General features: G+C 33.2%; 28 protein-coding genes. 10 read left to right on the top strand and 18 right to left on the bottom strand.

The genetic code is table 11. The features are described 5' to 3' along the window. Nucleotides 1-145 precede the first annotated feature (145 nt). From cas2 to BLQ19_RS01730, 8 genes are all read right to left on the bottom strand, one after another. Nucleotides 146-451 (bottom strand): CRISPR-associated endonuclease Cas2, encoded by a 306-nt coding sequence (cas2, locus tag BLQ19_RS01765; RefSeq protein WP_074537207.1) that lies wholly within the window; start codon nt 449-451, stop codon nt 146-148. Between the two features lie 14 nt (nt 452-465). Continuing rightward, on the bottom strand, nt 466-1350 hold the full coding sequence (gene cas1 / locus BLQ19_RS01760) for a type II CRISPR-associated endonuclease Cas1 (RefSeq protein WP_074537206.1): 885 nt from the start codon (nt 1348-1350) through the stop codon (nt 466-468). 110 nt (nt 1351-1460) lie between these two features. Then, nucleotides 1461-1715: a DUF4236 domain-containing protein gene (locus BLQ19_RS01755; RefSeq protein ID WP_074537205.1), complete on the bottom strand. Its 255-nt coding sequence runs from the start codon at nt 1713-1715 to the stop codon at nt 1461-1463. A 3-nt stretch (nt 1716-1718) separates the two neighbouring features. Beyond that, nucleotides 1719-2627 (bottom strand): hypothetical protein, encoded by a 909-nt coding sequence (locus BLQ19_RS01750; protein ID WP_074537204.1) that lies wholly within the window; start codon nt 2625-2627, stop codon nt 1719-1721. 4 nt (nt 2628-2631) lie between these two features. Continuing rightward, the gene (locus BLQ19_RS01745) at nt 2632-3894 is read right to left on the bottom strand and encodes a hypothetical protein (protein WP_074537203.1); all 1263 of its coding nucleotides are present in this window, start codon (nt 3892-3894) and stop codon (nt 2632-2634) included. A 1-nt stretch (nt 3895) separates the two neighbouring features. After that, complete coding sequence (locus BLQ19_RS01740; RefSeq protein ID WP_074537202.1) at nt 3896-4291, bottom strand: hypothetical protein; 396 nt, start codon at nt 4289-4291, stop codon at nt 3896-3898. A gap of 12 nt (nt 4292-4303) precedes the next feature. Continuing rightward, nucleotides 4304-4600, bottom strand: coding sequence for an excalibur calcium-binding domain-containing protein (locus tag BLQ19_RS01735; protein WP_083332160.1), 297 nt, complete (start codon nt 4598-4600; stop codon nt 4304-4306). A gap of 22 nt (nt 4601-4622) precedes the next feature. Further along, nucleotides 4623-4808 (bottom strand): YegP family protein, encoded by a 186-nt coding sequence (locus BLQ19_RS01730; RefSeq protein ID WP_074537201.1) that lies wholly within the window; start codon nt 4806-4808, stop codon nt 4623-4625. Between the two features lie 485 nt (nt 4809-5293). Here BLQ19_RS01730 and istA point away from each other — a divergent pair, with 485 nt between their 5' ends. Further along, nucleotides 5294-6838, top strand: coding sequence for an IS21 family transposase (istA, locus tag BLQ19_RS01720; RefSeq protein WP_074537200.1), 1545 nt, complete (start codon nt 5294-5296; stop codon nt 6836-6838). A gap of 17 nt (nt 6839-6855) precedes the next feature. After that, nucleotides 6856-7587, top strand: a complete 732-nt coding sequence (istB, locus tag BLQ19_RS01715) for an IS21-like element helper ATPase IstB (protein WP_074537199.1) — start codon at nt 6856-6858, stop codon at nt 7585-7587. Between the two features lie 190 nt (nt 7588-7777). Here the strand turns inward: istB and BLQ19_RS01710 are convergent, their stop codons facing one another. The 5 genes from BLQ19_RS01710 to BLQ19_RS21145 form a co-directional block, all read right to left on the bottom strand. Beyond that, nucleotides 7778-8020, bottom strand: a complete 243-nt coding sequence (locus BLQ19_RS01710; RefSeq protein ID WP_074537198.1) for a DUF2188 domain-containing protein — start codon at nt 8018-8020, stop codon at nt 7778-7780. A 33-nt stretch (nt 8021-8053) separates the two neighbouring features. Next, entirely contained in the window at nt 8054-8203 is a 150-nt protein-coding gene (locus tag BLQ19_RS21150; RefSeq protein ID WP_175444387.1) for a hypothetical protein, read from the bottom strand. A 94-nt stretch (nt 8204-8297) separates the two neighbouring features. Continuing rightward, nucleotides 8298-8963: a response regulator transcription factor gene (locus tag BLQ19_RS01705; protein WP_074537362.1), complete on the bottom strand. Its 666-nt coding sequence runs from the start codon at nt 8961-8963 to the stop codon at nt 8298-8300. Between the two features lie 13 nt (nt 8964-8976). After that, nucleotides 8977-10920 carry a tetratricopeptide repeat-containing sensor histidine kinase gene (locus tag BLQ19_RS01700; RefSeq protein ID WP_074537197.1) on the bottom strand — a complete coding sequence of 648 codons (1944 nt, stop codon included), beginning with the start codon at nt 10918-10920 and terminating at the stop codon, nt 8977-8979. A gap of 77 nt (nt 10921-10997) precedes the next feature. Next, entirely contained in the window at nt 10998-11171 is a 174-nt protein-coding gene (locus BLQ19_RS21145) for a hypothetical protein (RefSeq protein ID WP_175444386.1), read from the bottom strand. Nucleotides 11172-11522: 351 nt separating this feature from the next. Between BLQ19_RS21145 and BLQ19_RS01695 the strand changes: the two genes are divergently transcribed. Then, nucleotides 11523-12431 carry a hypothetical protein gene (locus BLQ19_RS01695; protein WP_074537196.1) on the top strand — a complete coding sequence of 303 codons (909 nt, stop codon included), beginning with the start codon at nt 11523-11525 and terminating at the stop codon, nt 12429-12431. Nucleotides 12432-12767: 336 nt separating this feature from the next. On the opposite strand, the gene BLQ19_RS01690 is transcribed toward BLQ19_RS01695, so the two are convergent. Further along, nucleotides 12768-14819 carry a tetratricopeptide repeat-containing sensor histidine kinase gene (locus BLQ19_RS01690; protein WP_083332159.1) on the bottom strand — a complete coding sequence of 684 codons (2052 nt, stop codon included), beginning with the start codon at nt 14817-14819 and terminating at the stop codon, nt 12768-12770. A 442-nt stretch (nt 14820-15261) separates the two neighbouring features. Here BLQ19_RS01690 and BLQ19_RS01685 point away from each other — a divergent pair, with 442 nt between their 5' ends. The 7 genes from BLQ19_RS01685 (at nt 15262) to BLQ19_RS01655 (ending at nt 22367) form a co-directional block, all read left to right on the top strand. Continuing rightward, on the top strand, nt 15262-15660 hold the full coding sequence (locus BLQ19_RS01685; protein ID WP_074537194.1) for a DoxX family protein: 399 nt from the start codon (nt 15262-15264) through the stop codon (nt 15658-15660). Nucleotides 15661-16010: 350 nt separating this feature from the next. Continuing rightward, nucleotides 16011-16520, top strand: a complete 510-nt coding sequence (locus tag BLQ19_RS01680) for a hypothetical protein (RefSeq protein WP_074537193.1) — start codon at nt 16011-16013, stop codon at nt 16518-16520. A 283-nt stretch (nt 16521-16803) separates the two neighbouring features. Then, the gene (locus BLQ19_RS01675; RefSeq protein WP_074537192.1) at nt 16804-20262 is read left to right on the top strand and encodes a PAS domain-containing protein; all 3459 of its coding nucleotides are present in this window, start codon (nt 16804-16806) and stop codon (nt 20260-20262) included. Nucleotides 20263-20273: 11 nt separating this feature from the next. Continuing rightward, nucleotides 20274-20696 carry a response regulator gene (locus BLQ19_RS01670; RefSeq protein ID WP_025616018.1) on the top strand — a complete coding sequence of 141 codons (423 nt, stop codon included), beginning with the start codon at nt 20274-20276 and terminating at the stop codon, nt 20694-20696. Between the two features lie 9 nt (nt 20697-20705). Beyond that, entirely contained in the window at nt 20706-21755 is a 1050-nt protein-coding gene (locus BLQ19_RS01665; RefSeq protein WP_029447209.1) for a response regulator, read from the top strand. Then, a complete protein-coding gene (locus BLQ19_RS01660) occupies nt 21727-22122 on the top strand; it encodes a response regulator (RefSeq protein ID WP_025616016.1) in 396 nt (131 codons plus the stop codon). Before BLQ19_RS01665 ends, BLQ19_RS01660 begins: the two co-directional genes overlap by 29 nt. Nucleotides 22123-22139: 17 nt before the next feature. Further along, nucleotides 22140-22367 (top strand): DUF6500 family protein, encoded by a 228-nt coding sequence (locus tag BLQ19_RS01655; protein ID WP_024481972.1) that lies wholly within the window; start codon nt 22140-22142, stop codon nt 22365-22367. 8 nt (nt 22368-22375) lie between these two features. On the opposite strand, the gene BLQ19_RS01650 is transcribed toward BLQ19_RS01655, so the two are convergent. From BLQ19_RS01650 to BLQ19_RS01635, 4 genes are all read right to left on the bottom strand, one after another. Then, on the bottom strand, nt 22376-22963 hold the full coding sequence (locus BLQ19_RS01650) for a precorrin-2 dehydrogenase/sirohydrochlorin ferrochelatase family protein (RefSeq protein WP_074537191.1): 588 nt from the start codon (nt 22961-22963) through the stop codon (nt 22376-22378). A gap of 110 nt (nt 22964-23073) precedes the next feature. After that, nucleotides 23074-24222 carry an AEC family transporter gene (locus BLQ19_RS01645; protein WP_074537190.1) on the bottom strand — a complete coding sequence of 383 codons (1149 nt, stop codon included), beginning with the start codon at nt 24220-24222 and terminating at the stop codon, nt 23074-23076. Between the two features lie 127 nt (nt 24223-24349). Beyond that, on the bottom strand, nt 24350-25540 hold the full coding sequence (locus BLQ19_RS01640; RefSeq protein ID WP_074537189.1) for a pyridoxal phosphate-dependent aminotransferase: 1191 nt from the start codon (nt 25538-25540) through the stop codon (nt 24350-24352). Nucleotides 25541-25565: 25 nt separating this feature from the next. Beyond that, nucleotides 25566-26063, bottom strand: a complete 498-nt coding sequence (locus BLQ19_RS01635; RefSeq protein WP_025616015.1) for a hypothetical protein — start codon at nt 26061-26063, stop codon at nt 25566-25568. Nucleotides 26064-26079 lie beyond the last annotated feature (16 nt).

Genomic DNA, 26079 nt, shown 5'->3' with positions numbered 1-26079 from the left:
TAGTGTTGTGGTTTGATTAAAGATTAGAAGACACGATATTAGTTGGTCTGTTACCTTCTGATATTTAAGAGTTTAAAGAAAAATATCATGATAAAAAATGCCCCTTTTAAGTAGTGATAAGGCTTAATTGGGGCGTTTTTTTGTTTTAAAACAATTCTAATTGCATTGGTGGTGGGGGCTTGGGTACTTCAGCTCTTCCCCAGAAATTTAAAATATTGCCAAACTGCTTATCTGTAATACGTAAAACACTCACTTTTCCAAATGGTGGTAATAGTGAGTTTATTCGTTTTTCATGAACATCTGCACTTTCGCTACTTGCGCAATGTCTTGTGTAAACTGAATATTGCATCATGTCAAATCCGTCTTTTAGAAGATTTTTTCTAAAACCAGCCGCATTTTTTCTATCCTTTGCTGTTTCAGTAGGTAGGTCAAAAAAAACAAATAGCCACATAATTCGGTAACCGTTTAGTTCCACAATTTGGCATACTTAATTTTTTTACGCACTCCAGTATAACATTGTTGTAAAGAACTGGCCGTTTTTTGTAATGCAACCATTAATGGGCTTTTTTCTTCTTTGAAATAAACAGTGCGAGTAAGAATATTTAAAAGATCAGCTTTTATAAGTGTATTTAGTTCTTGCTCATCATATTTTTGAATCAGATTATATACACATTCATCGACTATTGGTCTATAGGGCTCCATAATATCATCAGCAAGTGCAAAAGCATTGTATTTGTTTTTATGGTGTATTCCTAAAGTGTTTAATAAGCCGCTGCCAGATAATGCTCTGGCAGTGGCTGCACGTAATATGGCATAACCGTAATTTAGAAAATTGTTGGGGTAATCACCAAAACGTTCTCTTTTAAATCCAGATTCAAAAAATGATTTCCAATAAAAGCTTGCAGCAACACCTTCCATATTAGAAGTATCACCACTTAAAACTTTTGACGATAGAAATTCGAACTTATTTTTGTTCTTAGTTATTTGTTCTAGTAAAATCCCTTGATTTTTTATTTTTTCTTGTACAGTTTGTTGCCAGAGTTTTTTCTTTAATGGGGCACTTGCTTCAATTTGAAAGGCAAAAAGTTGTTGTTGAATATGATGACTATTTAAGTTTAAAAACATGCCATTTGGTAAGTGTACTTTATTGCATAAAATAACCCCTGAATTATTTTCAATTAAATAATTTAATGCAGGTATAGTAATGTATGTTTCCGGATGATCTATAACTAGGAAACCAATATCTTCTATTGGTATTGAGGCCTTTCGATCTGCTGTATCTATGCAAAGCTGTAAATTTTTACAGGTAATTACAGCTTTCTTCTCAATTAAAATAGATCGTTTAATCATTTTTAAAATTTTAAAAAGAAGAAGTTTTCATTATATTTTTTTTAGAAATAATAATCGTTTTCTTTTTTAATTGCCCCTTTTCGTTAAGTCTTCTATAAAATTAACGGTAATCATTTTTCAATAATGTTTTCTATGAATAGTATAATAATAGTCAAGGTAATTAACATGGTAACCATACACCCACTATTTTTGGCCTTGGAAAATGTTTTGAGGTATGTTAAGCCAGGAATTCCAGTTCTAATTGAATATCCTTTTGAACTTACACTTCCTCTTTTGGTTCTAACGCTAGGAGTAATACCGGATTTGCTGATATTAATTCCTAATCCTTTACTTAGTTTGACTCTTTTATTAAATCTGAATGCCATAGTTTATTCCTTTAAAATAAAATCTCGTATCACTTTTTCCATATTAGAAGGTAAATCAGCTTGTTTAATGTCAAAGTTCTTAACGTTCATTTCTTTAAGCCATTTATTCCAATATGCTCTAATTACATCTTCTTCATAGGGATTTTTATCATCTGGATTAATACCTAAAACCAATACCTCTATATTGGACAGATTTTCATTTGCTGTTATAAAACCAAAATCTTGTTGTTCATATTTCTCTTTCCAACCGGATTTATTAAAACCAAAACCCTTAATGTCTTTTGGCGTTAAATATGTGGTTCTATTTCTCTCTTTCATTTTAGTGCCTTTATGGTAGATATATCCATCGGTTAAAACTATTAGAATATTTCTGTAACCATCAATTATGCAATAATCGTTAACCTTATTCTTAAAAAAACGCCAAGTATCAGAACCAACATAGTGGTCATCTTTAATGGCAGCTTCATAAATAAGTGTTGAAATACTATCGTATTTTTTGCAGGTTTCTAAAATTTCTTTTTTAGTCGCTACATCTTTGTTGAAGACAATTTTAAGTGCACTAAGCTTCTCGTTCAAATTTTTATCGGATGGTTCAGGATCAATAAATACTTGAATCTTATCATCTATCTTAATCATTCTTTTATTCATGATGTGGGCTTCAAAATTCTCTGCAATGGATTTTAAATACCCAACATCTCTCATATAGAATTCCATTGCTGGCGCAGGATATTTCTCTGGATTTATCCTGTCAGACAAATCCAAGAGTACACTAATATTTAGATTATCATTTGCAGAAACCTTTGGGAATTCATGGTTATGAATAATTTTATCAGACTTAGGATAATCTTTACAAGAGACCATAACAAAAGACAAGAGCATTAATAGTATTAGGGACTGGAAATACTTTTTCATTTTATTAGTTTACTAGTTTATATAAACGCCCTTCATAACTTTCACCCGCTATATCATGGTCTTCTAGGTGTTTTTTTTCTTCTGAAGCGCACTGTGACAATAACTGATCTCTCCTTTTTAAGGCATCAAAATTATCTGCAATGGCAAGAAACCAACCTTTTACATATTCCGCATGATAAGTGAGATAGTGTTTATTGGAAAATACAAAACCATCTATAGTTCGTTGTAGATCGTTTATTTTACCTTCAATTCCTGAAATTTCCTCTTTTATTGGGTTCAGCTTTTCTGTTTGAACTATTATTTCTTTTTCACTGTTTTTTATTTTCTCTCTTTTAGATCTAATAAATGATTTAATTTTATCGAAGTTGTCATATTCCTTCATAATAAAATCAAATACCAACCCCCAAATAATATAGACCACGAACCCTGCAAAAATAATACCCCAAAATTCAGCTTTCGTAAAAGCTATTTGTACATTAAAATCAGGTGAATTCAGTGTTTTCTCAATATCATAAATCTTCTTTTCAATTTGATAAGCAAGTATGGCGTCAAAAATAAAGGTAACTATAAACAAGGTTGCTATCTTGGCATAAGAAAGCCAGTTTTTATGTTTTTGAAACATATGTATTAAATACCCCAATCCCATAAAGGCAAAAGGGATGGTGCCAACAAACACACCTTCTAACCAACCATCATTTATTGCTTTTGTTAAGGCATTGGCATCAAAAATTGCATTGGTAAGTTGCTCAGTATTAAATGTTTTAAAAAAGGCAGAATAGGAGGCTGAGATATAGAAAACTAACAAGTAAAATGTAATAGGAATCAAAACAATCAAACCAAGGTAAAATTGCGCCTTTGGCTTCTTATCAACATCCTCTACATATTTTTCTGGATTATGTTTTACATCCGCTATTTCGCTTTTGAAAATTGAAATCTTACTTTCTAAAGCAGCAATACCTTCCTCGATAATGCCCTTTACTGTTTTTCTTTTCTTCAATTCAATTTCGTACTTACTTCTTTCCTGTACATAAGGTTCTTTTAATTCCTTCTGTAGCTTTTCATCTTCTCTGCATTTACCCTTATAATCCATATATACATCTTGCAAACAAGCTTTGAAAATCATATGATTACCCTCAGCCTGTTTTGAAGAGCCATAGCCGCTTTCAAAAAATGAAAGTTTTATATTTTTAACGTCTTCCTCTATCGATTTTTCTATTTCCTGAGGATTACTTTTTTTTATGGAGAATATATTTTTTAAAGTACTCATATCATTCTTGCATTTTGGTAATTAATTCTTTTAAGGAGATTTTTTCTTTTGCATTTTCCAAAAGAAACTCACAGATATCATCAATGTTCTCTTCTAAAAACTCAAATTTCCTGCAGTATTTTTTTAAGGCATTTGTTTCATCTTCCGTGACTATACCATCTGCCCAGATCATCAGAGCTAAATCATATAGATATTCAATTTTCTCATCTAAGGATTCAGGAACTACAGACTCCTGTGAAGGGTTTAATAAAATCTCATTTAATTGATCTTTACTAAGCCCTCTTTCTTCCGCAAAATTGTAAAGCATCTTTAATTCGAGAACATCGAAATTGTCATCTGCAAAAGCCATTAGATATAACCTCAAAAAGTGACTTTTTAATTCGGTTGATATATTCATTTTAACATCTATTTAATTTTCACAAGCGATATTATCGTTGTCTCTATCTAAATTGGAATAACAATCTTTATCAGTTTCATATGTTGATTGGGCTTCTGCTTGCGTAGCGAAGTCTGAACATTTTTTAGATTCACAAGTAGATTCCGAAGAACAGGAGAGACCTATCAATGCAGCCAGTAAAATGAGAAAAATACCTAAACAACCTTTTTTGTTATTTCCTTTAAAAATTTTATTTGATCGGCCTTTGTTTACAAAATGACCTTGAACATAGGTTCCGTCTTTCTTATAATATCCTTTTCGGTAACTCATTTTAATCGGAATTAAAATTTCTTTATGATAAGTCTATTACTTCTGCATTAGAGGCATCTCTTTTTACAGCATCAATACCATCTTTGCAACTCTGTTTTGCATTATACATCTCGCTCGTCGCTATAACCTCTCCATTACCTTTGGATCTTAGATTGGAGTAAAATTTACCGTTTGAACTTTTTTTGATTTCAAATTTTGGATTAGCCATGATTTATATATTTTATTGATTAATTATTCAAACCTAAACTCTTTGAAAGACAAAACCTTACAGATTTCCGTAATGCAAAAAAAAAAGAACTGTTGTTAACAGTTCTTTTTGAGTGACAATTTTAAGGGGTATTTTCTAATCTTCCCAACCACATAAGGTTCTACCCAATTCTTTTGCTTTGGTTAGTGTTACTTCATAGGTTTTTGTAGAACAATTAGATAGTCCTCTACATGCTTTTTTGTAATGGTACTTTTTACTACTTTTTCCTTTACAGATGTAGACGTTACTTCCAATAATATTTATAGAAAAAAGTGTCAAGAATGTTGCTGTGATTGCAAAAAACGGGCATAGTATACCACCCACAGCGGATTAAAGTGAGCATAGTGCGGCGGGTGAAAGTGAACCACCTGCAGCGGATGAAAGTGAACCACTAAAAATCGATTCTATTTGTAAAGCTTTAAATATCTTTTTTATAAAAAGATATTATGGCCAACAAACAAATAAATATGCGAAAAATAAAACAGATTTTCAAACTTTACAGTGAAGGAGTCAGCAAGCGTCAAATAAGCCTACAATTGGGGTTATCTCGAAATACCATCACTAAATATATAGATTTTTTTAAGCGGTACCAACTGACCAGCTACGAAGTGTCCGCTATGACACTTGAGGAGCTGAACAGGCTTTTTAAAACGGATCAAAAAGGCAAGAGTGGGCAACTATTAACCCTAGAAAAGTATTTCCCCTATTTTGACAAAGAACTGCGCAAAACAGGGGTAACCAAAGAGCTACTCTGGCAAGAGTACCTCACCAAACATCCAGATGGCTACAAACTTTCCCAGTTTAGGTATTGGTACAGGGAATGGGTCAAAGAAGTCTCTCCGGTTATGCATTTTACACATAAAGCTGGCGATAAACTTTTCATCGATTTTACGGGCAAGAAGCTTTCCATAGTAGATCGCTACACAGGCGAGATACAAGATTTAGAGGTCTTTGTATGTGTATTGGGAAGTAGTCAATACACATATGTTGAGGCGTGTGAGAGTCAAAAAAAAGAAGACTTTATCGCTTGTATAGAAAACGCGCTTTGGTTTTATGGCGGTGTTCCACAGGCTTTAGTGCCCGATAATTTGAGGGCAGCAGTAACCAAAAGCAGTCGTTATGAACCTAAAGTAAATGAAACTTTTGTAGATTTTGCTGAGCATTATGAAACGGCAGTACTTCCAACCAGAGCCTACAGACCCAGGGACAAGGCCATTGTTGAAAACGCTGTACGCATCATATATACACGTGTATTTGCGCTATTACGCAACCAAACCTTCCATACCAAGTCTGAACTTAACAAAGCTATATTGGAACTGCTACACTCACATAATAACATGTCTTTTAGAGGACGTGAATATTCCCGCTATTCGTTATTTGAAGAGATTGAAAAACATCAGCTTAAACCATTGCCAGCTAAACGCTATGAGATTAAACGCTACGCTAATGCAACGGTCCATAAAAACAGCCATATTTATTTTAGCAAGGACAAACACTATTATAGTCTGCCCTATCAGCATATAGGCAAGCGTGTCAAAGTGGTTTATTCAGATAGCGCAGTAGAGATTTACCATCAGCAGGAACTGCTTACTGTACATCCAAGAACCAAGAAAAAATATGGATATAGCACCATAAAGGAGCACATGCCTTCACACCACCGCTTTATCAGCGAGTGGAGCAGCGAAAAATTTATTACCTGGGCTAATCAAATAGGTGGTCATTGCAAGACACTGATCATTAATATACTAGAAAAGAAACAACACCCAGAGCGATCCTATAAATCGTGCCTGGGCATATTGCACCTCACAAAAAAGGTAGGCAATACACGGCTGGACAATGCTTGCAAACGCGCCTTGGATTATGGTGCACATAACTACAATATTATAGAGCGTATCCTTAAAAACGGCTGGGACACTTTAGATGAAGACATTGAAGACCAACCTGAGGTCCCAAATCACAATAACATTAGAGGAAGCCATTATTACAAATAAATTAAAACCAAAAAACAATGAATAAACAGACATTGGAACACATGAAACAACTAAGGCTATACGATATGTACAGAGCCTTTAACAGCAGTTTATCGCCACAAAGTACAAACTATACCAGTGATGAACTTGTAGCATATCTCATCCAAAGCGAATGGGATGACCGCCAAGATCGAAAAATAGAGCGGTTACCAAAAGCGGCACGTTTTAGATATAGTGCTGTTATGGAAGCTATCGATTTTGATGCTTCAAGACAGCTAGATAAAAATCAAATACAACGCTTTGCCAGCTGTGATTTTATAAAGCACAAACAGAATATACTTGTTACGGGAAGTACAGGTGCTGGAAAAAGTTATATGGCATCAGCTATTGGTCATCAAGCATGTTCATTGGGATATAAAGTAATGTATTTTAACACGAACAAACTTTTTACTATGCTTAAAACCTCAAAAGCAGATGGGTCTTATCTAAAACAAATCAATAAACTAGAAAAGCAGGATCTGCTTATTATAGATGACTTTGGACTTAAAGCTTTAGATGCCATAAATAGGCATTCTTTTATGGAAATTATCGAAGACAGACATGGCGAGCACAGTATAATTATAGCCTCCCAATTACCAGTGGAAGCATGGCATGAAATTATAGGGGAACAAACCATTGCAGATGCCATTTTGGACCGTCTTGTTCATAATGCACACAGAATAGATATTAAAGGAGAGTCTATGCGTAAAAAAATGAAAAATAAATACTAAATTTAACCACAAATGAATCGATTTTGAGCACTTACTTTGCTATGCTCACTTTCATCCGCCGCAAGTGGTTCACTTTGCCCGCCCTATCCACTGTGATAAGTAGTTTATTCACTCTTTAATTTTTAAGGGTTTCTAGTATGATTTGTTTTCTAAATATATGTCATGTTATTACCCAGATAAACATATTATTCTAATGTTTTGTGTCTTTTGATGATGTAGGGTCATTACCTGGTTTAACCGTGTCAGAGTCTCTTATTCTACCATCTAAACCGTGTATTCTAACTTCTCCGCCGCCAGAATTAGAAGATAATTCTTTTGCCCTTTTTTCGGCTTCTTTTTGTGTGTTAGTATATCCACTAACTTTTTCTCCTCCCTCTTTTTGAATTCTCCATTTATCTTTGTTTTTATCTTTTGAAACATGATAATTTGCCATAATATTTAATTTTGTTGATTATTTAATATAGATTCAATTTTTACATCCATTTTTAGCACATGTAATACTTTCTGATGTAGTTACCCAATGACTTGGATTTTCTGTTGTATTGAACCCACAACCTGTTTTCCCTCCTTTTGTTCCTATATGAACTTCATCTGTTGGTGTATGCTTAACTGCCATAATATTTAGTTTTTAATTAATACTTACTCAAACCTAAACCTATTAAAACACAATCCCTTACAGATATCTGTAAGGGATTGAAAATATTTTCAATTTAAATCAGTCCATCTCGGGTGAGTATGGCAATAAGTTGGGTTGTATTTTTTGCTCCAAAATCATCAAACAGTTTGCTGACTCTTTTATCTATGGTACTTTCGCTACTGGGTGTAATGTTATTTATTTTAAATTTAATTGCGATTTCCTTTTTACTTAAACCATCTGCGAGTTCTTTCAAAATAGAGAGGTCGAATTCATCTAGAACAAATACATTATTATTAGAAACCATGTTTATTATGGGTGATACATATGTGTTATTTTGGTATACCAGGTATATGGCTTCTGCAAGTTCATCTAGACTATGACGCCCCTTGCAGACATACCCATCGATTTTTTGTTTTTCAAATAGGGTTTTTATTTTTGAGGGATTATCTTCCATAGAATTTACAATTATCTTTATGGATGGCTGAATAGTTTTTATAGCATTAATAAGCTCTATGCCTGACCTGAGTTTACGATCTACATGATTTTCTTTAAATAAAATGTCTGTAATTAATAGTTCAAAAGGATCATTATTAGTTTGTGCTACTTTAATCCTATTATATGCTTTGTCACAATAAAGTTCTTCTTGTATTTCAGAAATATGAAGTTTGTTAGAAAGGGCATTTACTATACCATTATTGGTGTCTTGAAAATCTTCTGCAATAAGTATTTTTTTAAACATAAGATGAAACTTTTTAATTTGGAGTTTTGATTTCGACTTTGAAGCCTTTTCCTTTTTCAGTTTCAAATATAATTGTTCCGCCAATCGCTCGAATACGCTTTTCTGTATTTCGAAGTCCATTTTTAGTATTCATTTCCATTTCTGAAGCTCCTATACCATTATCAGAATAATTGATTTTGAATCTGTTAAACGCTTCCTTGAATGAAAGAGTAACAACAGTGGCTTGACTATGTTTTGACATGTTTATCATTAATTCTCGAAGTACTTTGTGCAAGGTTGTCTTGGTTAGTTCATTCATTTTAGACCATTCCATTTCTTTGCTTCCTAAAATAAATAATTTAGTATTTTTAGGGGTGTGTGAATGAAGCATTTCTAAAAGATTATTCTTAAAATTAACTCCAGTTTCTACTTCATTAATTTCTCTCGAAAAATCTCTACTCTGATTATAAAGTCCTTCTAGTGAATCAAGTAATACAGATTTTTTTGCATCATTTTGAACTAATATCATTGCGTGATTGAGCCTTCCGCCAAAATCATCATGAAGCTTTCTGGAAAGCTCCGCTTCGGTTTCATAAGTAGCTTCTAATTTTGCAGTTCTATTTTGTTGTTTTAAACGTTTTGAACGTTGCACAAAAAAGAGGGTTACTAATCCTGATAGTAATAAGAGCATTCCCCCAATAGCGTAAGATCTTATTTTTTGATTTCGTTGTTGAACTGCTTCCAATTTTTGCACTGTATTCTCTTTCTCCAAACGCAAATTAGTTTCTTGTGTTACCTTATCGTCATATTTGTATTTGGCAAATTGTGTTTTAACTTTTAGTTCTTGATTATATAAACTGTCTTGTAAAAGAACATAGCGATCTTTCAGTTTTATATTGTTCGGTTCTATGGTCATTATATGCTTGATAGCATCTTTTTCAGCCCGAGGATTTTTTAAAACTTTAGATAGTTGGATTACTGAATCAAGATAGGAAATTGCTTTTCTTGGATTGTTTTTGGAGTAAAACTCTCCTAAATGGGTGTAACTAGCAATTTGACCTCGTGTATCATTATTTTTAACTCTAATATATAAGGCATCTAAAAGCTTTACATTGTTTTTATTTTCACCTGATAACCATTCCGCATACGCCAAATTATCTAATACCCTAGAATACTCTGTAGGCGTATTTAAAAGTAATGAATCGGTGATTATATTAGAAAAAAGATCTATAGCTTTTTTATATTGTCTATCGTCAATATATGTGGCTCCTAGGTTATTCTTATATGTTAGTACATTTTTTTTATACTTGGCAATTTCGATTGCCATTAAGTAATATGTTATAGCATCTTTATTATTTAGTAATTTTCTATGGTTTAAAGCTAATGCGTTATATGCAGATGAAATTAGTGAGCTATCTTTTTTTTTATTTAAAAAATGAAAAGCTTCAGTTATAGTTTCTTTGCTTCCAAAAAAATCTCCTTGATTCTTTTGTATCAATCCCATGTTTAAAATGGTTTCCGCTACCCAGTTGCTATCATTAATTTGCTGAAATTGATTTTTAGAGTAGTTATAATTAACAAAAGCACTATCTGAATTTTGCTCTATATGATTGAAATAATAGGCTTTTAAATAATACAGTTTTCCTAAATTATATTCGAAATTTTGATGTTTGGATTTTTTAATAATAGAATTACTAAAGTATATTAGACTGTCATATTCTTGTAAAGAATAATGAAGAAAGACTTTTTGATAAATATTTTTTTTTAATATCGTGTCATTATAATTTTTATCAGCAAGTTTAAATACTTTATTTATCGCTTGCCTTTTCTCTTTTAAAGAAATACCCTTCTTTATAGATTTTTCATAATATAATAAAATACTGTCTTTCTCTTTTGATACTTGAAAAGATTTGTCTTTTGCATTATTTGTACAAGAACAACTTAAAATAATTATAAATATGATGAGAAGTTTGTTCAAAATATATTTTTAATCTAAATATATTTAAAAAAAAGAGTCATACAGCATTGTATGACTCTAATTAGATATTTTTAATGTTAATTTCCATCTTCTTCTTCTGGCGGTGGTGGAGGTGTTATAACATCTCCATCATCACCCTCAGTAGCCATAGTTTCATAAAGAGAATCATTCTGAGATGCAAAATCATTGGTGCATGAAAATAAAAAGGTATTTAAAACGATTGCCAGGACGGCTATAAAAACTTTTTTCATAATTTAAAATTTTTGAGATTAAACAAAGAGGTTGCTGTCCGTGCTTTCGCTCGAAAGATTTTTAGGCACAACAACCCGTTGAAATTTTAGGATTACTCTTTTGTTTTTGAGAAGTAGAAATTGTAATGCAGTAGCTTTTAACTACTTCTCAACCGGCTAATTGCCAACCACATTACAGATTTCCGTACGAATGATTTTTGTACATTAACTATGTTAGCTTTACACAGCGGTAAATCATTCTTGGGACAAATTTATAGCAGTGTAATGCTTATATTTATTTAGAATTCCAATAATTCCAATAGTTCTAAGGAATTCTTAACCAATTCCAATAATTATAATCAAGTGGTTGAAATGAAGACATCAGAAACTTATAAAGAGGAAATACTTGAAAAGTATAAAAGAGAAAAAGGGGGATTGATGAAAGGATTTCTTACTAAGCCAACTAGAAGACAAATCAGAGAAGCGTGTTTATGGTTATTAGATAGAAGAAAATCTCAAAATGATGGATACATTTTGAACAGGTACTTCCAATTTGAAGAAGGCGCAAGTAAATTTCAGAGAATCCAAAAAATTGATGCAGATAAATTCCTACCAGTAGTAAACTTTTTAAAGGAGAATACTCAGAATACAAGTATTGAAAATTTAGAACTTATAAGTTGGCTGATTGATTTTCAACCTAGGCCTTTACAGGAATATTTAAGAAAGGAAAAGCCATTGCCTAATTCGGAAATTGGAATTAAAAAAGGTGCATATAATGTTGAAGATGGAGATGAGGACTTAACACCTGAGACTTCTGGTTTAATTGATGAAGGAGATAAAGGAAAAAGTAAATGGGGGACAAGACAAATAACAATTACTATAAGCATGGTTTTTGGAGTTATTCTATTCTTTATTATTATTAATAAAAAGCATGTTGCTAGTAATGAAACTCGTTGTATGACATGGGCTAAAACCCATTATGAAGAAGTATCCTGTGCGACAAAACCTTATTCCAAATATGGAACTGATGTTGTACCTTATGAAGAAGTGAAAATTAAAAATTTTAAGAAAATCGAGGTAAACATGGCGACTGATTTTTTTGCTCCAGTGACTAAGAAACCTTTAATATGGTATACTAAGAATAAGAATGGAGAAACAGAATATTTTACAAGCCCAGGTCTTCATCCAATAACAGGTAAAACTTTAGATGAGATTACCCCTTATATCATTCAAAAATATGTGCCTTTGCATTCGAATAAAAAAGAGTCATTTGTAAATTAAAAACAGGAGGAACCGATAAGTTTGAGTCAAATCATACCAAAACACAGCAATCAAAATGTTAAAAATGTTAAAGTTTTTAGGCGGTGAGTAAAGTGGTGAGTAGCGAAAATTAACTTCTTGAAAGGTCAATAAAATGGGCGATTTTTAGCCAAAGTTCGAAACCCGTCCGGACCGCCAACAGATCCTCAACATATAGTTGAGGATTTTTTTTGTTTTATAGTTAAGGAAAACAAGGGTCTTTCTTGGGTTTTAAGACCTAAGTATTTGGTAACCGCAACATGTTTATCTTTTAAATTTCCCTGATGGTTAATGATGCAATTTTTACAAAAGGACATCTTAACTTGCTTTTGGTAGTGTAAAATAAAAACTAGTTCCTACATTAATGGTGCTTTCTGCCCAAATGCTACCATTATTTTTTTCTATCATTTCCTTACACAATACAAGGCCTAAGCCTGTTCCTTTTTCATTATTGGTTCCGTAGGTCGTAAATGTCTCTTTGGTGCTGAAAATCTTGTCTAAAGCCTCCTTAGTTAGTCCTACTCCGGTATCTTTTATATAGAACTCCCAATGGTTTAGTTTATCTATAGCTCCAAAGGTGATTTTCCCATGCTCAGGGGTGAACTTTAAGGCATTACTTGTTAAGTTTCGGATGACGATACTGATTTGGTTTTTGCCAGACCAAGTCAATGCACTTTCCGTTACCTTGTTTTCAAAAGAGATCGATTTTTTTTCTGCCATTTTTGATAATAGCGCATTATTTTGATTTATTAAATCGCTTATATTGGTATGTTCCGGTTCCGTAATAATGTCATTCATTTGGGTTTGACCCCAGGAGAGCAAATTATTTAAGGTAAAAGCAATACTATCTATACTCTCTCCCATGGTAGGAGCGAGTTCAATAAATTCAGCATCACTAATTTGCTTGTTGGTGAACAAATCAAACATCGATTTGAAAGAATTTATAGGGCCGCGTAAATCATGTGCAATTATGGCAAACAATTTGGTCTTTGTATGATTGGAGTTTACCAAATGCCTTTCCTTGTTTTGTAGTTGCTTTGTTTTTATGGTTAACTTTCTATTTAAAATATTTTGAGTCCTGTTGTTTCTTTTAAGAATATAGATAATAATAGAAAAAGCGATGATGACTAAAAGTGCTCCATAAAAATACAATCGTTGTTTTGCGGCTACTTTCTCATTCTCTAAGATATAGCGTTCTTTTTCTTGATCGAACTCAAGATTGGATTTTAATATTTTTAATTCTTTCTGGTTGTTCTTCTCGTTAATGGTGTCAGAAATAGCTTTATATGCTTCTAAATATTCCAATGCAGCTAATGCCTGATTTGTTTCTTTTTTTAATTCATAAAGTGTTTTTAAAATTTCATCACGCTCATCTAGTACATTTAAATCGGTACTCAAGGTCAATGCCTTTAAGGCGTAAGCTTCCGTTTTTTTGTAATCTCTAAGTTGTAGGTAGGTTTTAGACATGCCGTTGTATAAAGATATTTTATATCTAGTTTGGGCAATGTCTTGATGAATAACTTCACTTTTTTGAAACCACTTTAAAGCTTTAGAGGCTTTATCTTGTTTAAGAAAAATGTTAGCTTTTAATTCATAGGCATAGGTTAGCCAATCTTGTAATTCTAATTTTTCTAAAAGGGGTAGTCCTTCATCAATTTTCTCAGAAGCCTTTTCTAGCTCATTATTGTCAATGTACGTTGCTGCTAAGTTTATTAAGGTTACCGCTGTTAATCTTTCATTGCCCGTCCGTTTATTTAACTCCATAGCCTTGGTTAAAAAATGAATACATTGCTTATATTCGTTTTGTAAGCTATAAATCACCGTAATGTTGATGTATAAGATGGCTAAAGTGGCTTCGTCATTATGTTGTTTGGCTATTTCAATTCCGCCAAGATATTCTTTGAGCCCTTTTGCGTATTCGTCATTATAGGTGTAAGCTGTTGCTAAGCTACTTTTTGAGAGTAGGGTTACATCAATGTACCTATTTGCCTCTGCAATAGCTTTTGCTTTACTATAATTTTCTATTGCAAGTTCTTTTTTGCCTGTTTCAGAATAATAATTTCCTAAGATAATATATCCTTTCGCCTCGCCTTTCGCAAAGTTAATGGTCTTACTAAGTTCAATAGTTTCGTTGGCTAAACTATTCAAACTGTCTAAATTGTAAAAACCATATGCTTTGCCATAGGTGTACAACGAATTGATGTAAAGCGTATCTTTTTGGTAGTTCGGTTTTAATTTAAAAGAGGCTATTTTTTGATATAAACTGTCTTTTATGGTTTTTTGGCTATATGCGGTATATAGATTAAAAAACATAACACAGCATAGTACAATAACACTATCCCGTATTTTTATGGGTCTTATTTTTAGCATAAAAGTAGGTTTTTAGGCGAGTTGGGCTCACATTAAAGGTCAAAGGTATTCTAGGGTTTGCTAGCGTCTTTGCGTTTGTAGCCGAAACGTAAGTATCAGGCGTTGAATACACAATTATTGTCGATTGGCAAACTGATTTTTTGCTACTTTCATCGATTGCAACATTTTTAATTGTCTTTTTAATGCTGATTATTAAGTACTTATGTGCTTTGATGTGGCTGCAATAAGAAGTAAGAGATTTTTGGTTTTACTCATGAGTTGTACGTTCTAGAGGATTAAAACGTCAATTATAGGGTGTGATGGTGTAGGTCTGTAGTGAGGGTTTTAATTCTTAATTCTTTTCATTTTTTTGCTAACTGTATTAACTGCCATTTTATAAGTTATAGGGATAATACATTAAATTTATACAACACGAATAATTAACTAATGAATAACAAAAGCAATGAAGGAGTATAGGTTAGGCTATGTATTGGCTAGAATAGTAATAGGAGTAAGTATGTTTGGTCATGGTTTGGTAAGACTCCCAAAATTGGAAGGGTTCAAAAATTTCATGGTTAAAAATTTTGAGAGCTCCATGGTTCCAGAATTTTTGGTCACACCTTTTGCGTATGCGCTGCCCATCTTAGAGTTTGCGGTAGGTATTTTACTTATTATAGGATTGTTTACAAGGCAAGCATTGGTATTGGGAGCAATTCTAATGATTATGTTAGTTTTTGGAAGTACTATGATTGAAAATTGGGGGATTATAGATTCCCAATTGATACACTCGCTTATATTTATTGGGCTATTGCTCGGTATTAATTATAATTACTGGTCTTTAGATTCTAAACTATACAAATAAAGGCCATACTTAAGAATATAGAAAGTTCCCCCCGGATTCATGTATTCAAAAGCAGGCCTAAATCAATTATTAGGTAATTTCTTATTGGTTTATTCTTTCGAGAACAAAAGTATTTGACTTAAAACTTATTTCCTTGCGGAAAACCGCAGTGGAGTAAGTTTTTTTTAGTTTAGGTGCTTATCGTTAACAATTTTGCAGATAGAGAATTCATATTTAAAGCATTTTTACCAGCTTTTTGGGGCTATTTAATTCTTCTACAACTAATTTGTAGGGTTTTACAACATAAATGGCGGTTGCCACCATAGCAATATTAGATTTGTCTGATAATAATCAACCATACATTTATTAAGATGAAAAAATTACTAGTACTAGCAGCCTTTATATGTTTTGGCACAAGCTACGGGCAAGAAGGTTTAAAATTTGGAATTCAAGGTGGTTTACCTCTTGAGAATTTTAATGATCAAGTGGGGGTCGTTTTGGGGGCAGATTTCGGTCATATGTGGGCTATGAGTGAAACTGTTGATTTAGGAGTAATGACCGGGTATATACATGGCTTTCCAGAAAAATTTGGAACAGAGGATGTTAGCATTACCTTACCGAGTATCCAATTTTTACCAGTGGCAGCATCATTGCGCATCTGGGGGTCTAATTCTTTTTCTTTCGGCGGAGATATAGGTACAGCCATAGGTTTAAATGATGGTAATGACGGAGGTTTTTATTACAGACCTCAAATAGGTTTTTTAATGGGGCCTAGTACGGAATTAAACTTTTCGTATACCGGAATACAATTAGATGAAGCCGCATGGAATACGGTAACTCTTGGTATTTTATATACAATACAATTAAAAAGGCCTTACTAAGTTATAGGCTTTTAAGGTTAGAAACTTGTAATCAAAAGAAGTAAATACGCTAAAGGGTAATTGTTAAAAGCGTCAATTTTGATTCCAAATTCTTACAGGTTTAGAAATATAATATTGTTATTGTAGTTTCTAAGTCTTAAATTTACCTTAATAAGAGTACCATTTAACATGCTTTGTGCAGGCTCCTATTTACATGATACAGAAATAAGAGCTTCATTTTTAAAAGTGTAACACGGTTAAAGATACTTCCTATTTTCTATTTTTTAAATTAAATTCAGTAACCGTGAGCTTTAATTTTCAGAATCCTGATCCAGAATTGTTTGATTTTGCACTAATGGCAACCTCACTTTTAAACTGTTCTGCTGCGGCAATAAGTCTTACGGATGGTAAAATTATTCAGGTAAAATCTAGCCACGGGAAAAGAGGATTTGAAAGTTCTTTCTATCAAAATATTCTATTAAATACAACCGACGATATCCTCATAGAATCTAATTTAAGAGCAGCTGATGCCGCAAATGTTTTTGACTTCTATTTAGGAATTCCCCTTAAAACAAAAGACCAAAATTCTTTTGGAGTCTTAAGTTTGTGGCATGAGTCGAATATAGAACTTAAAGAGTCGCAATTAAATGCGCTAAAGGCTTTAGTTCGGCAAATTGAAAATAAGCTCATTCCAGAAAATCAATTTCAATCGTTACTTGTATCAGAAGATGCATTTTATGAAAGCTGTTTAAAAAAGAATAAGGTAGGACTTTGGGAGCTTAATGTAAATACATCTGAGTTTAAGCTCAATGATGTGTCCATGAATATCTTGGGGTACGGTAAGAACGATTTTAAAGATTTTAGTTTTAAGACGTTCCTGAAAATTATTTACAAAGATTACGTTCAAGAGTCAATTTCCTTTTTAAATCAAATTAAAAATAAAGAAATTGAAGACTACACTCATGAAATTAGGGTACGCCATAAAAAAGGGTATTGGAGTTGGACGACAATTATTGGGAAGGTAACCAAGTGGAGTACTAACGGAAGCCCTGAGATTGTTGCGGGTACCATGTTAGATATCCATGATTTTAAAACCGTAGAGTTTCAACTTAATTCTATTATTGACAATATAGATTGTGTTGCATTCCGACATATTTTTTTCTCCGATGGGACCCAAGAAATTGTTCATTTAACGAAAGGGACTGAAAAATTGTGGGGCTTAACTGTCCAGGAAGTTTATGCTAATTTTGATCCAGTTTGGAACTTACTACTTGAGGAAGAAAAACCACGTCTTAAAGCTATTTTAGATACTTCTATTATAACTCTTGAGAAATGGGAAGCCGAATGGAGAATTCAGCATCCTGATGGCAGCATCCGTTGGCATAAAGGCCAAGGTGTTCCTATTAAAAATAAAAATGGCAGTGTTAGCATTGATACCGTAATTATAGATATTACAGATCAAAAAAGTAAAAAAGAGGAACTTAGTAATTTAAATAAAAAATTAAATCAAGCCCAAGAAATTGCGGGACTCGGGTATTGGGAATTTGATCTAATTAAGGGAACTTCCTACTGGTCAGACAAGGTATATAATATTTTGGGTTTAGGTAAAGATTCTATATTGTCATCTTTTGAGTCTTTGAAAACTTTATTGTTTGAGGAAGATATTTCTTTATTAGAAGAAAAAAGAAAAAAGTCTATTGCTACAGGTGAAGAATATATACTGGAAAATAGGGTAAAACGACCAGATGGTTCTATTATTTGGATACGACAAAAAGGGACTTATGTGAAAAATGAAGATGGAGTACCCGTTTTTTACGAAGGCACTATTCAAGATATTACCGAAAGTAAATTAGTTTCTCTAAGCCTAGAGGATACTATTCAACGCTATAATTTAGTAACGAAGGCAACTTCTGATGCTATTTGGGATTTGGACTTTAAAACAGGAGAAATTTTTAGAGGTGAGAATTATGTAAAGCTTTTTGGCTATTCTAAAGAAAACATGTCAAGCAAGGATACTAATATTTGGGAACGGCATATACATCCGGAAGATCATGATAGGGTGGTTAATTCTTTTAATTCATCTATTGAAAAAGGAGATTACTTTTGGGAAGAACAGTATCGTTTTCTTAATGAGGATAAGGACTATTCCAATGTAGTAGATAGAGCCTTCATTGTTCGGAACGAATATGGAGAAGCTTTAAGAATGGTGGGTTCCATGCAAGATGTCACGGAAAAACTTCAAGCTATTGAAGATATTAAAAGATCTAATGAACGTTTTGTAAAAGTATCTGAAGCTACTAATGATGGGATTTGGGATTGGGACCTAGTTAATGACGTTGTATTTCATGGCCCTGGATATGCAGAATTATTTGGTTATCCTAAAAATGAAGGAAGGGCAGATCCAGCAATTTGGATAAGTAGGATTCATCCGGAAGATAAACCTAAAGTTCTTGAGCTTGTAAATAATTTAGTAGAATTTAAAACGCAAGAATATTTTAATTGTGAATATCGATACTTAAAAAGTAATGGGGAGTATGCCCATGTAAGTGATAGGGGTAGTGTCATGAAAAATGATCAGGGAGATGTGATCCGTATTGTTGGCGCCGCACAAGATATCACAGATAGGGTACAATATACTGCCCAAATTAAGAATGCTAATGAGCGTTTTGAAAAAATTGCTGAAGCAACACAAGATGCTATTTGGGATTGGGATTTGGTAAATAATTCCCTGTATCAAGGTAAAGGCTATCAAACCTTATTTGGCTATGACCCGTCTGAAGGTGATGTAACCTTCGAATTTTGGAGAACTAAAGTGCACCCAGAAGATTTAAAACATGCTCTAGCCAGTACAGAAAATCTCTTAAAAGAAAATACAGGTACCTACTTTAAATCTGAATACCGATATTTAAAATCTGATGGTACATATGCCTATGTAATAGATCGGGGTAGTGTGATGCGAAATGATGATGGAGAAGTAGTCCGTATGGTAGGTGCTATGCAAGATGTAACGGATAATAGAAATTATCAAGAGTCATTACGAAAACTAAATCTAAATTTAGAAAAGCAAGCAGATGAATTGCTGCGGTATAATGAAGAATTAGAGCAGTTTGCTTATGTGGTTTCTCATGATCTTCAGGAACCGCTACGTATGATTTCTAGTTTTTTAATGTTACTAGAAAAAAAATACAATCATGTTATTGAGGATGAAGGAAAGAAATACATCCATTTTGCGGTAGATGGCGCTAAAAGAATGCGACAAATAATTCTAGATTTACTGGACTTTTCTAGGGTAGGCAAATCAGAAGAGGAATTAGTAGCTTTAGATTTAAATGAAATTTTAGCAGAAGTAACTTCAATTTTTCAGCAAGAAATTATAGCTAAGGAGGCTACTTTGATTATACCAGAACTACCAACGATTAAAAGTTATAGTTTATTAATACTACAGCTTTTTCAGAATCTTATAGGGAATGCTATAAAATATCAAAAGGAGGGAGTTAAACCTGTCATTGAGGTTACCTATGAAGAGTTACCTAATCATCATAAATTTTCTGTATCGGATAATGGAATAGGGATAGATTCTGAGTATTTTGATAAAATATTCGTTATATTTCAACGCTTGCACGGCAGAAACCAATACAACGGTACCGGGATTGGTTTGGCGCTAGTGAAAAAAATTATTGAAAATTTAAAAGGTAAGATTTGGGTAACAAGTAAAAAGGGTGAAGGCTCTACCTTTTATTTCACTATTAAAAAAGAAAATTAATTAATCCTCCTATGAAAAGTATTACCATATTATTAGTAGAAGATAATGAGGGCGACGTTTTATTAACAACGGAAGCGCTAGAGAGTTGTAAAATCACTAACACCCTAAAAGTTGTTAATGATGGCAAGGAAGCATTAGATTTTGTATTCAAAAAAGGGCCATTTGCTACGGAGAAAACACCAGATTTAATTTTACTGGATGTGAACCTTCCGAAGAAAAACGGACACGAAGTTTTGCAAATTTTAAAAGCAGACAGTACCTATAAACATATCCCAGTTGTGATGCTAACCACATCTTCATCAACCTTAGATATTAAAAAAGCCTATTCACATTACGTGAATTGCTATATAACCAAACCTGTTGAGCCTACAGATTTTTTATCTGCAGTAGCGCAAATAGAAAATTTCTGGATCAACATTGTGAAATTGCCATAATAATTATTTATGATTAAAGATAAATCAAACTATTCTATTCTAATTATTGAGGATAATCCTGGAGATCTTTTTATTTTTCAGGAGTATTTAAGAGATCAAATTTTGAATCCTACTATTGTTTCTGCGCATAGTTTTGAGGAGGCTTCAAAGATTTTGAAGGACGATACTCAAAAATTTGATATTGTATTTTTAGATTTGTCCTTGCCCGATAAAAAAGGCGCAACCTTAATACATGAAATACTTAAAATAGGTAAAAAGGTTCCAATTGTAGTGTTAACGGGCTATTCAGATATTCAATTTAGTATTGAGTCTTTACATTTAGGAGTTTCAGATTATTTAATTAAAGATGAACTTACGGCCTTAGCACTTTATAAAAGTTTACGTTATAATATTGAGCGTGGTAAGTACCTAGTGCAGTTAGAACAGTCAGAGAAAAGATATATAGATTTATTTCATTTAAGTCCACAACCTATGTGGATTTATGATATAGACACCTTAAAATTCTTAGACGTCAATGATGCAGCAACGAAGCATTATGGCTATTCCTATGAAGAATTTTTAGACATGACCATTTTGGAGATACGACCAAAAGAGGAAATACCGACTTTGAATAAAGTGTTGCAGTCTATGCCACTAAATCATAGTGGGAAAATCAAGGGTTTTTATAAGCATCAAAAGAAAGACGGTACGGTTATAGAAGTAGAAATTACCAGTAATCTTGTCTCACGTGTAGGAAAAACAGTTCGGATAATTTTAGCCAATGATGTTACCGATCGGGTACAGTATATAAAAGCGATTATAGATCAGAACGAAAAATTAAAAGAAATTGCATGGGTGCAATCTCATGTGGTAAGGGCGCCTTTAGCTAGGCTAATGGGGCTTGTTAAGATTTTGGATGGTGGTAATGATGTTCCTGAAAAAGATAAGAACTTCATTTACAAAGAGCTGCTAAATTCTGCAGATGAGTTAGATGATATTATAAGAGATATTTCTGATAAAGCTTCTAAAATAGAAATTAATAATACGGATTATGACTTTGGAGATATTACTGGTAGATGATGATCCTGTAGGACAGTATCTACATAACAACATCCTTACGAAATGCGATTTTCCAAAACAACTACTGTTTGAAAATGGGGCACTAGCATTGGATTATATTCTTGAAAAGAAAGACGAAGACATTTTGTTTTTAATCTTTTTAGATATAAATATGCCCGTAATGAATGGTTGGGAGTTGCTAGATGCATTGCATAAAATGTCTATTACCGCCATCTATAAAGTGGTTATATTGACCTCTTCCATTGATTCTTCTGATCGAGGTAAAGCAGATGATTATCCGCAAGTGTTCAAGTTTGTAGAGAAGCCATTATCCGTAACGTGTATAGATGCCATCAAAGAGAATACAGATTTGGCATCCTACTTTTAAATTTATTACAATAGTAAATGACAGCAGCGATAAAGAATAAAATAATAGCCGTGTGTACGGATAAAATTGAAAAAAAAGGCAGCAATGTAGGACTCTCTTTTTATGCGTTTTTTGCCAATAAAAATGACCAACCAGAACTCTTGCTAGAAGTAGCCCAATGGTGGATTATGGAACATAAATTAGATCATTTTGAAAAAGCGGTAAAAATTAAAGCTCTGGTTGAGGCCATACAACCCTCTAATTAATTGTAATTTTATTTTACGTCTTTATTGTTGACTAAGCCTTTGGTAAATTCATTTAAGGTTTCTACTTTTTCTTCAAAATCGCCCTTAATTGTTTTTCTGAATTCATTTAAGTTTTTAACTAAATCATCAATATTATCAGGAATAACATCCTCAAAAAATTGACGTAATCTTTTGGCTGTCGTCGGCGATTTTCCATTCGTAGAGATCGCAACTTTTACATTTCCTTTTGTAACAATACCGCCCATGTAAAAATCACAAAAAGGAGGATTATCTGCTACATTCACTAAAATGTTTTGTGCTCTACAATCATGATAGACTTGTTCATTCACTGGTATATTATCTGTAGTAGCAACCACCATATGTTTGTGTGCTAAGTATTTGGTATCATAATGATCAAGATGCATTTTTATATTGAACTTCTCCGCAAGCGCAATAGTCTCTTCTCTAAACATAGGAGAAACCATTTCTACATTGGCATCAGGACTAGATTTTAATAAGAAACTAAGCTTTTCTAACGCTACATTTCCCCCACCTACAATAAGAATATTCAGATTAGAGACTTTTAAAAAAATAGGGTATAGGTTGTTGCGTTCCATGATGGTAAATTTAATAGCTTTGAATTAGTTATTTGTTTTACTATTGAATAACTAATTCAAAGATACTATTTTCAACGGCTTCTATTGCCTCTAATACTTGGTTTCCTGGCTTAGTCTTTATTTTCATTGTTCTGTGCTTCTAAGTTTAAAGACATCGCATCTATATGATTGTCAGAGTGAGACTTCACTTTTTTTAATACCTTTAAAAGAGTAGGAGTGTAAGAAATAGCAAGCAAAGAAACGCCAGAAATTAGAATAGTGAAAGGATTGACAAATAATTCGCTAAAAGAAAATACACCAATAATTAATAGTGTAGAAAAAGGTAGAGAACATGCAAGCACATTTACGGCAAAATCGATATCAAATGTTGGTTTTGTTTGTTTGTCTTTATCTTCTAAACTGGCTATGGCACTCATATGGGCAAAGGGCCAAAAACTACAAGAACTTTGAGGGAAGACTATTATAAAAAGAATCATACTTGAGGCTAGTACAGGAAATGCTAAGACAACCACGGCTGAAATTAGAAATGTTACTCCGGCTCTTCTGGCTAATAAGGTAAGGATTAATGAAAATTCGCTTGCGTTTATTCTAACAGCCATTCCTATGAATAATAATACCAGAGGGGCCATGATAGTACTTAAACTGGTTATAGTGTTTCCAAGAAAATCTGGAAGACTAGAAAGGTTTAAACCAAATGCTAATAATAGTAGCGCTATAATCATGACAAGATTAATAGGCTCGTTTAATAGCGATAAAACCAAGCCTTTTAGCTTATTTTTCATGGAGGTTTTGGCATCCTTAATGCTTCTTATGTTGTACCAATGCATCGCTAGCATGTATAACATGATTAACACAAATATTTTATTACCAACGTCGGCTAGGGCAGATAAAGCCAAATAATCATCCCCTAAATAAACAACAATGAAAGGAAAACAGGATAGTCCAGGAGCTAATGATGGTAATAATAACATCATAGTTCTTTTCCTAGCATTGTCTTTAGTAGGTAGCGTTTTACTAATGTAATATTTAGAAGCAAGTAGCATAAGTAGGTTAAAGCTAAGTGCTAAAATAGGAAATATTAAAAGCGAGCTTTCTAATTTAATTTTTAGTAAAGCGACAAAAATTACCGCAGGTAGAGCAACGCTTAAGATTAACACCTTTATTCCTTTCAAATCACTCTTTGCGACTTTTTTTTGTAAAAAAACGCCGATGCCAATTATGAGCAAGAGTTCCAGTGTTTTTTGAAATGCAATATTCATATACAAGGATTTTAAAAAATTGATAGTTTGTTTTTTGAATACTAAAAGAGAATAGGCCCTAAAGAGCACGTGTTACTTGAATCAAGGCAATGCAAGTAACAACAGGCTCCCGGGCCAATTTACTAACTTAGATAAGCACTTTTTCTAAGGCTGCAGTAAATAATTTCATTTCGTCCATCGTGCCCATACTAACACGACACCAATTCTTATCAAAGAACTCAAATGCACGAACGCCAACTTTCTGTGCCGTCATTTTTTCTAAAAACTCTTTACCATCCATTTCGATGGGGAATATGATAAAACTTGTAGAAGAAGGAACATATTTGAAACCCATTCTGTCTAAGTTTTTATAGACATATTCTCTACATTCTTTATTTAATTTTCTTGATTTGTTTTGAAAGGCCAGATCATCCATGCTGGCAGTAGCTGCATAGATAGAAGGAAAAGAAATCCCCATTCCGCCTCTCGTAATTTTTTGAATGATACCCAATGTTTCCGGCAAAGCAACGGCATATCCTACACGTAAACCTGCCATGCCATGAATCTTTGAGAATGTTCTGGCTATAATTACATTTTTTCCTTCATTAATTAGGGAAATCATGCTTTTTTGTGCACTATCTTCTAAAAAGCCTAAGTAGGCTTCATCTACAAAAATAGGAACCTTATCTGCCACTCTTTTACAGAAATCTACCAATTCGGTATGGTCTGTCATACTTCCTGTAGGGTTGTTGGGATTACAGATATATACCAATTTTGTTTCAGCATCTATTGCAGCCTCCATTGCCGCTAAATCATGCGACCAATCAGATTTTAAAGGAATAGCTTTCCAAGTTGCTCCAGTGGCCTCAGCCACTTTAATAAGTGACATGTAAGATGGGTCTGCCGATACAATATTTCCTCCATTTTGGAAGAATACCATCGCTGTTTTTTCTAACAGATCAGAGGATCCAGGACCCATCATTATATTTTCTTGCTTTACCCCTTCTTGTAGGGCAATTTTATCCATTAAATCAAACAATTCTGTCCAAGCATATCTGTTTCCTCTGAACGCATTTTCTCCTACGGCTGCAATAGCTTTAGAGGAAGGGCCGTAAGGGTTTTCATTTGCATTTAGTTTTGCAGCAAGCTCCAGGGGTAGTGTTGCGTTAAGGGGTAGAAACTCTTTGAAAAAAGGAGTGTACGGTAAATTGCCTTGAGAATCTAATTTTAAAGGTTCTGATGAAAATGCTCCATAGGATAAATAGGGAGCTGCTACAACTCCTGCCGCTGTGAGAACACCTCTTTTGAGCCAATCTCTTCTGTTTACTGTTGTTTTCATATTACGTGCTTATTAAGTTAAAAAATTAATTCTGTTCTACGGGCTCAGCATTAGATCCTAAGCCCCCTTCTGCTATAAGAGTACCATCTATGGTGTTTAGGTAAATACTTATGTGAGCATCTAAGGTTAAAATGGAATCATAAAATGTAGTATCGCTGATAACATAAAATTTGCTATCACTTAATTCTCCCGTATCACCGGAAACGGTTCCAAGATCTTCTAAAGTTGTTATTTCGCTGCCTATAGCTCCTTCTAAAATTAGGGCAGGGTAGATTTCTGCTGTTTCGGTATTGTAAACAGAAATTTGTACTAAAGTTTGTTCTAGACTGTTTTTCCAGAAAACAACTCGTCCGTATACATTGGTGCCAGAAGGATCTGTAGCATCTATGGTATATGCGATATAGGAAGTGAGTGTCCCGCCTCCATCTGCAGCGGTTGTAATTGCTTCGAGTTTATCAGATTCGCAAGAAGTGATGATTAGTAAGAAAAATAGGATACTTATTTGTTTTATATAGGTCTTCATCGTGATATCTTTTTTA

It is taken from the genome of Cellulophaga baltica (genome assembly GCF_900102165.1).
Classification (GTDB): domain Bacteria; phylum Bacteroidota; class Bacteroidia; order Flavobacteriales; family Flavobacteriaceae; genus Cellulophaga; species Cellulophaga baltica.
Note: the sequence above shows the minus strand (reverse complement) of the source record. Positions and strands in the feature narration are given on the sequence as shown.

Bases quoted from the DNA above. Each gene is read 5' to 3' on its own strand.
- BLQ19_RS01710 (WP_074537198.1), bottom strand. From the start codon at position 8,020: ATGGCAAATTATCATGTTTCAAAAGATAAAAACAAAGATAAATGGAGA.
- BLQ19_RS21145 (WP_175444386.1), bottom strand. From the start codon at position 11,171: ATGAAAAAAGTTTTTATAGCCGTCCTGGCAATCGTTTTAAATACCTTT.
- BLQ19_RS01670 (WP_025616018.1), top strand. From the start codon at position 20,274: ATGAAAAGTATTACCATATTATTAGTAGAAGATAATGAGGGCGACGTT.
- BLQ19_RS01740 (WP_074537202.1), bottom strand. From the start codon at position 4,291: ATGAATATATCAACCGAATTAAAAAGTCACTTTTTGAGGTTATATCTA.
- BLQ19_RS01635 (WP_025616015.1), bottom strand. From the start codon at position 26,063: ATGAAGACCTATATAAAACAAATAAGTATCCTATTTTTCTTACTAATC.
- BLQ19_RS01730 (WP_074537201.1), bottom strand. From the start codon at position 4,808: ATGGCTAATCCAAAATTTGAAATCAAAAAAAGTTCAAACGGTAAATTT.
- BLQ19_RS01650 (WP_074537191.1), bottom strand. From the start codon at position 22,963: ATGGAACGCAACAACCTATACCCTATTTTTTTAAAAGTCTCTAATCTG.
- BLQ19_RS21150 (WP_175444387.1), bottom strand. From the start codon at position 8,203: ATGGCAGTTAAGCATACACCAACAGATGAAGTTCATATAGGAACAAAA.
- BLQ19_RS01640 (WP_074537189.1), bottom strand. From the start codon at position 25,540: ATGAAAACAACAGTAAACAGAAGAGATTGGCTCAAAAGAGGTGTTCTC.
- BLQ19_RS01695 (WP_074537196.1), top strand. From the start codon at position 11,523: ATGAAGACATCAGAAACTTATAAAGAGGAAATACTTGAAAAGTATAAA.
- BLQ19_RS01745 (WP_074537203.1), bottom strand. From the start codon at position 3,894: ATGAGTACTTTAAAAAATATATTCTCCATAAAAAAAAGTAATCCTCAG.
- BLQ19_RS01705 (WP_074537362.1), bottom strand. From the start codon at position 8,963: ATGTTTAAAAAAATACTTATTGCAGAAGATTTTCAAGACACCAATAAT.
- BLQ19_RS01655 (WP_024481972.1), top strand. From the start codon at position 22,140: ATGACAGCAGCGATAAAGAATAAAATAATAGCCGTGTGTACGGATAAA.
- BLQ19_RS01690 (WP_083332159.1), bottom strand. From the start codon at position 14,819: ATGCTAAAAATAAGACCCATAAAAATACGGGATAGTGTTATTGTACTA.
- BLQ19_RS01645 (WP_074537190.1), bottom strand. From the start codon at position 24,222: ATGAATATTGCATTTCAAAAAACACTGGAACTCTTGCTCATAATTGGC.
- BLQ19_RS01665 (WP_029447209.1), top strand. From the start codon at position 20,706: ATGATTAAAGATAAATCAAACTATTCTATTCTAATTATTGAGGATAAT.
- BLQ19_RS01685 (WP_074537194.1), top strand. From the start codon at position 15,262: ATGAAGGAGTATAGGTTAGGCTATGTATTGGCTAGAATAGTAATAGGA.
- BLQ19_RS01660 (WP_025616016.1), top strand. From the start codon at position 21,727: ATGACTTTGGAGATATTACTGGTAGATGATGATCCTGTAGGACAGTAT.
- BLQ19_RS01680 (WP_074537193.1), top strand. From the start codon at position 16,011: ATGAAAAAATTACTAGTACTAGCAGCCTTTATATGTTTTGGCACAAGC.
- istB (WP_074537199.1), top strand. From the start codon at position 6,856: ATGAATAAACAGACATTGGAACACATGAAACAACTAAGGCTATACGAT.
- BLQ19_RS01755 (WP_074537205.1), bottom strand. From the start codon at position 1,715: ATGGCATTCAGATTTAATAAAAGAGTCAAACTAAGTAAAGGATTAGGA.
- cas1 (WP_074537206.1), bottom strand. From the start codon at position 1,350: ATGATTAAACGATCTATTTTAATTGAGAAGAAAGCTGTAATTACCTGT.
- BLQ19_RS01750 (WP_074537204.1), bottom strand. From the start codon at position 2,627: ATGAAAAAGTATTTCCAGTCCCTAATACTATTAATGCTCTTGTCTTTT.
- cas2 (WP_074537207.1), bottom strand. From the start codon at position 451: ATGTGGCTATTTGTTTTTTTTGACCTACCTACTGAAACAGCAAAGGAT.
- BLQ19_RS01735 (WP_083332160.1), bottom strand. From the start codon at position 4,600: ATGAGTTACCGAAAAGGATATTATAAGAAAGACGGAACCTATGTTCAA.
- istA (WP_074537200.1), top strand. From the start codon at position 5,294: ATGGCCAACAAACAAATAAATATGCGAAAAATAAAACAGATTTTCAAA.